Below are 5488 nucleotides of genomic sequence, written 5' to 3'. Positions count from 1 at the left end.
CGCAGCCCGCCGGCCACGCGCCTTCCGGTGCGCCCGCCGCGCCCGGACACCCCGCCGCGCCCGGACACCCCGCGGCCCACGGCTACGCCGCGGCCCCCTCCGGTGCCGCGGCCCCCACCGGCCAGGCCTTCGGCCCCGCCGCCACCGACGCGCACCCCACGCTCACCCTGCCCGACTCGGCATCCTCCACGCCCCGCGCGAAGCGTTCGGCGCCGCGCATCGCGGCCCTGCTCGTCGCGGCCGCCCTCGTCGGCGGAGGCGCGGGCCTCGGCGGCACCTACGCGGGCCTGAGCCTGTGGGGCGGGTCGGACACCTCGACCGCCTCGGGCCCGACCGCGATCACGGTCAACGACCCGCAGGACGTCAACGCCACCGCGGCCGTCGCGAGCAAGGTCGTGCCGAGCGTCGTCACGATCAGCGCGACCGGCACCTCGGCCGGCGGCACCGGCTCGGGCGTCGTGCTGAGCGACGACGGCTACGTGCTCACCAACACGCATGTCGTGACCCTCGACGGGCAGACGGGCAACGCCCGGATCTCGGTCACCACCTCCGATGGCAAGGTCTACGCCGCGACCCTCGTCGGCACCGACCCCACCTACGACCTCGCCGTCATCAAGCTCGAGAACGCCTCGGGCCTCACCCCGATCGAGTTCGGCGACTCCTCGAAGCTCAACGTCGGCGACGCCACCGTGGCCGTCGGCGCGCCCCTCGATCTGCCGAACACCGTGACCACCGGCATCGTCAGCGCCCTGAACCGCTCGATCCAGGTCGCGTCGTCGGCCGCCCCCTCCGACGGATCGGACTCCGAACAGAGCGAACCGGGTCAGGAGAGCCCGTTCCGCTTCGACTTCGGCCAGGGCCAGCAGTCGCAGACCGCGACCGAGACCATCAAGATCGCCGTCATCCAGACCGACGCGGCCATCAACCCCGGTAACTCCGGCGGCGCGCTCGTCGACGACGAGGGCAAGCTCATCGGCATCAACGTCGCCATCGCCAGCGCGGGCGGTTCGTCGTCGGGCGGCCAGTCGGGCAACATCGGCGTGGGCTTCTCGATCCCCTCCGACATCGCCAAGCGCATCTCGTCGGAGATCATCGACAACGGCTCCGCCACACACGGTCTGCTCGGCGCCTCGGTGCAGGATGCCGCCTCCCAGCAGGGAGCGACCACCACCGGCGCCTACGTGGCCGAGGCCGTCAGCGGGGGAGCGGCCCAGGCCGCCGGTCTGCAGAAGGGCGACGTCATCACCGGGTTCAACGGCATCCCCGTGACGAACTCGATCGACCTCACCGCCCAGGTGCGCGCGCTCGCCGCGGGTGCGAAGGCCGAGGTCACCTACCTGCGCGGCGGCCAGGAGAAGACCGCCGAGGTCACCCTGGGCGCGATGCCGCAGGGCTGATCCCGTCCGGATCCCCGCGCACCGGCCCCGCCGGCGCCGGGATCTGGGCCGAGACGCCACCCCGCGATAGGCTCGCGGGGTGGCGTCTTTCTCGTTCGGTGCGGGAAACGCCCGGAAACTCCGCCGCATCCCGCTGTATCTCGCGGGGCGGCTGGCCATTGCCCTGATCCCGCGCTCGCGCGAGGAGTGGGTGTTCGGCTGCGCGGTCGGCGTCGCCGACGGCGCCCTGGCCCTACAGCGCGTCGCCGCCGCCCGGGGCGAGTGTACGACGTGGCTCGTCGCCGACGCCGACCAGGCTCAGGATGCCGAGCGACTCGGCATCCCCTGGGTGCGGCGCGACTCCGCGGCGGGGTTCTGGCGCACGGCGCGCGCCCGCGTGATCGTGGTGACCCACGGCTTCGGCGACGCCCAGCGCTACGCCACGACCGGGGCTCTGCTGGTGCAGTTGTGGCACGGCATCCCGCTCAAGCGCATCGGCCTCGACTCGGCCGAGACCACCCGCAGCCCCGTGCTGCCCGGCCTGCTGCAGCCGGTGCTCGCCGTGCTCTACCGCCGCGCCGCGCGTCGCATCGCCGTGCTGCCCGCCGCGTCGCACCTCGTGCGCGGGCGCCTCGAGAGCGCCTTCGGGCTCAGCGACGAGCGCGTGCCGGTGACCGGTGAGCCGCGCGTCGACGTGCTGTCGGCCGGGTCCGCCGCCGACCGCCGCGAGACCGCCCGCGCCGCCCTGACCGCCGCGCTCGGGATGCCGCTCGACGCTCGTTCCGTCGCGTTGTACGCCCCCACCTGGCGCGACGGGGAGCCCGACCCCGCGGTTCCGACGGCGGGGGAATGGGAGCGCATCCGCGACATGCTGGAGCGCACCGATGCGACGCTGGTCGTGCGCTCGCACCCGCTGGGCGCCGGCGACTACCGCACGCCCTGGACCACCGACCGCATCGTGTCGCTGGGCAGCGATCGGGTGGCCGACGTCACCCCGCTGCTGCCCGGCTTCGACGCGCTGATCACCGACTACTCCTCGCTCGCCTTCGACGCGGCCCTCGTGCCGCTGCCGGTGGTGTTCTTCGCCCCCGACCTGGAGGCCTACACCGCCCGACGCGGCCTCTACGGCCGCTACGCCGACGTCGCCGGCGACCACCCCGCCCGCACCTGGGACGACACTCTCGCGCAGCTCACGGCCGTGATCGACGACCCCGCCCCGGCCCGCGCCGCGTCGGAGCACCGCAGCACCGCCGTGCACGCCCACCGCGACGGACGCAACGCCGAGCGGGTGTACCGGGTGATCCGGTCGCTGCTCGACGCGCGGGTGCGCGGGGCTGGGCGGGACGATGCGCTGCTCGCCGGCGCGGACGGTTCGCGGCCCGCCGGGGCTGGGCGCGATGGCGCGCCGTTCGCCGGCGCGGCCCCCGACGGAAGGGACACCCCCCGATGACCGACGCGCGCCTGTTCGACGACGCCGGGATCCCCGTGCTCGAGCTCAGCGGAGAGGGCCCCCGCCCGGCATCCGTCGAGCTGGTGGGCGCGCGCGCCCGCTCCCGCGCCCGCCTGCACGGACGCGGACGCACCTGGCGCGCCGTCGTGCCCCTCCACGCCGCGCGGTGGGGAGGACCCGAGCTGCCACTGCCCACGGGACGCTACCGACTGCAGGTCGACGGGGGAGAGGCGACGGATGCCGACCCCTCGGCGCTGCACCTGCCCGACACCGCCCTGACCAGCCTGCGCGCGTCGCTCGCCGACGGGGTCGTGGGCATCACCGCCCCCGTCGATCCGGTGTACCTGGCGGGGGAGGGACGAGCCGCGATCGAACGCCGCTACGCCACCGGGCGGGCCGAGCCGCTCGAGAACGCCGTGTTCTTCGAGAGCTTCTACGGGCGCACCGCCGGCTGCAACCCGCTCGCGATCGACCGTGAGCTCGCCCGCGTCGCCCCGGGCGTCACGCGGTACTGGAGCGTCGTCGACCTGTCGGTCGAGGTGCCCGAGGGAGCCGTCGCCGTGGTGGAGGGCAGCCCCGAGTGGTGGCGGGCCCGCGGGGTGTCGCGCCTGCTCGTCGTCAACGACTGGCTGCGCCGCCGATTCGTGCGCCGTCGCGGGCAGACCGTGCTGCAGACGTGGCACGGAACACCCCTCAAGCGCCTAGCCCTGCACCGCCCCGGCTTCGACCCGCGTCGCGCGCTCGCCGTGGCGCGCGAGAGTCGCCGCTGGAACGTGCTGCTCGCCCAGAGTCCCTACGCCGCGCGGGTGCTGCGCAAGGCGTACGCCTTCCTCGGTCGGCCCGTGTGGGTCGAGGGCTACCCCCGCGACGACGCCCTGCAGCGCGACGACGGGCTCGAGACGCGGCGACGCCTCGGCATCCGGCCCGGCGAGCGAGTGCTGCTCTACGCACCCACCTGGAGGGACGACCGCGAGAAGATCGTCGACTTCGTCGACCCCGCCGCCCTCGCCCTCTCCGCCGACGCGGTGGTGCTCGTGCGCGGGCACACGCGCACGCTGCATCCGGGATCCGACGTCGACGGCCCGCGCGTCATCGACGTGACCGGCTACCCCGACACCGCTCGGCTGCTCGCCGCCGCCGATGCGCTGATCACCGACTACTCCTCGGTCATGTTCGACTTCGCCATCACCGGCAAGCCGATGTACTTCCTCGTGCCCGACCTCGAGCGTTACCGCGGGGAGATGCGCGGGTTCTACTTCGACCTGCTCGAGCTGGCGCCCGGTCCGGTCGTGCGCTCGCAGGGCGACCTGGAGCGCGCGCTCGCCGAGGTGGATCCCTCGATCTTCACCGAGCGCTACACCCGCTGGCAGCGGCTGTTCGCGCCCCGCGACGACGGACGCGCCGCCGAGCGCGTCGTCGCGCGGATCCTCGACCAGGGTTTCGTCGACCGGGGGTGAGGGAGGGGGTCTCCGGGCCGGCTTTCTGCGGATGCGACGCCCCGTCTCGAGGCCTCGCGGTCGGCCCCATCGCGGCATCCGGGGGCCCTGTGACAGCATGAGGTGATGCGTCTTCACAGGAGAGCGACCATGGCAGCCGTGCTGCTGACGACCATCGCCCTGGCCGGCTGCACCGGCGGATCGGCGGATGCCGAACCCTCGCAGACACCCGCGACCACCGCGGTCCCCGCACCCGACGCGTCGTCGGAAACGCCCGGGTCGACGGCGGAGGGGGCCGACGCCGAGGCCGACGCGGCGTTGCTGCCGATACCGGTCGACGACATCCGCGAGTGGGCGGAGACCGCGGTGCCCGCACCCTCGGCGGGGACGGGGGCCGGGGCCCTCTCGGGCTGGCTGAGCCAGAACACGTCGTCGAATCAGAAGAACACCTTCGCCTCGGTCGAGCCCGGCACCTTCCAGGGGCAGATCGCGTGCCGGGGAGAGGGCACGATCACCGTGGCCGCCGGCGAGGTCGAGGGAGAGGGCGAGGGCGATCTCGAGGGTGACTCGGCGCTTGAGCCCGTGACCTGCCGCAACAGCACGATCGCGTTCGACGTCACGACCACCCGGCAGGGCGTGCGGATCGATCTCGGTCTCGAGGGCGCCCCCGCGATGTACGCCGTGTCGCTCACGCGCGTGGGTTGAGACGCGCGGCCGCCGCGTCGCAGCGCTGAGGTTGTGCGCTGCGGTGGGTTCGGCGGCGGTGGGTTCGGCGGCGGTGGCGGCGTTGGCGTTGGGTCAGCGATGTGCGCTGGGTCAGTGGGGTTGGTGGCATCCGGGCTGAGGTTGTGCACATCGCTGAGGTTGTGCGCGGGCACGGCCGCGGCGCCGGCGGCGTTGGGTTGGCGACTGGTGGCGTTGGGTCAGTGATGTGCGCTGGGTCAGTGGGATTGGCGGCATCCGGGCTGAGGTTGTGCGCATCGCGGAGGTTGTGCACGGCGGCGGTCTCGGCGCCGGTGGCGATGGCGCTGGGTCAGCGATGTGCGCTGGGCCAGTCGGGCTGGTCGGGCTCCGGGCTGAGGTTGTGCACATCGCTGAACTTGTGCGCATCGCTGAGGTTGTGCGTGGGCGCGGCCACGGCGGCGGTGAAGCTAGGTCGGTGATGTGCGCTGGGTCAGTCGGGTTGGTGGCATCCGGGCTGAGGTTGCGCACATTGCTGAGGTTGT

The 5488-nt window shown here is 73.8% G+C and carries 4 protein-coding genes; all 4 read left to right on the top strand.

Annotated elements, in window-relative coordinates; all coding sequences use genetic code 11:
* The coding region (locus tag ACK4LS_RS14495; protein ID WP_409718741.1) for a S1C family serine protease at nucleotides 1–1397 on the top strand (1397 nt) is incomplete at its 5' end.
* A 79-nt stretch (nucleotides 1398–1476) separates the two neighbouring features.
* Nucleotides 1477–2826, top strand: a complete 1350-nt coding sequence (locus tag ACK4LS_RS14490) for a CDP-glycerol glycerophosphotransferase family protein (RefSeq protein WP_409718738.1) — start codon at nucleotides 1477–1479, stop codon at nucleotides 2824–2826.
* Nucleotides 2823–4283, top strand: coding sequence for a CDP-glycerol glycerophosphotransferase family protein (locus ACK4LS_RS14485; protein ID WP_409718735.1), 1461 nt, complete (start codon nucleotides 2823–2825; stop codon nucleotides 4281–4283). The genes ACK4LS_RS14490 and ACK4LS_RS14485 overlap by 4 nt, the downstream gene beginning before the upstream one ends.
* A gap of 129 nt (nucleotides 4284–4412) precedes the next feature.
* On the top strand, nucleotides 4413–4967 hold the full coding sequence (locus tag ACK4LS_RS14480; protein ID WP_409718732.1) for a hypothetical protein: 555 nt from the start codon (nucleotides 4413–4415) through the stop codon (nucleotides 4965–4967).
* Nucleotides 4968–5488 lie beyond the last annotated feature (521 nt).

Origin of the sequence: Microbacterium sp. (assembly GCF_046295495.1) — a bacterium.
Classification (GTDB): domain Bacteria; phylum Actinomycetota; class Actinomycetes; order Actinomycetales; family Microbacteriaceae; genus Microbacterium.
Note: the sequence above shows the minus strand (reverse complement) of the source record. Positions and strands in the feature narration are given on the sequence as shown.

Bases quoted from the DNA above. Each gene is read 5' to 3' on its own strand.
- ACK4LS_RS14485 (WP_409718735.1), top strand. From the start codon at position 2,823: ATGACCGACGCGCGCCTGTTCGACGACGCCGGGATCCCCGTGCTCGAG.
- ACK4LS_RS14480 (WP_409718732.1), top strand. From the start codon at position 4,413: ATGGCAGCCGTGCTGCTGACGACCATCGCCCTGGCCGGCTGCACCGGC.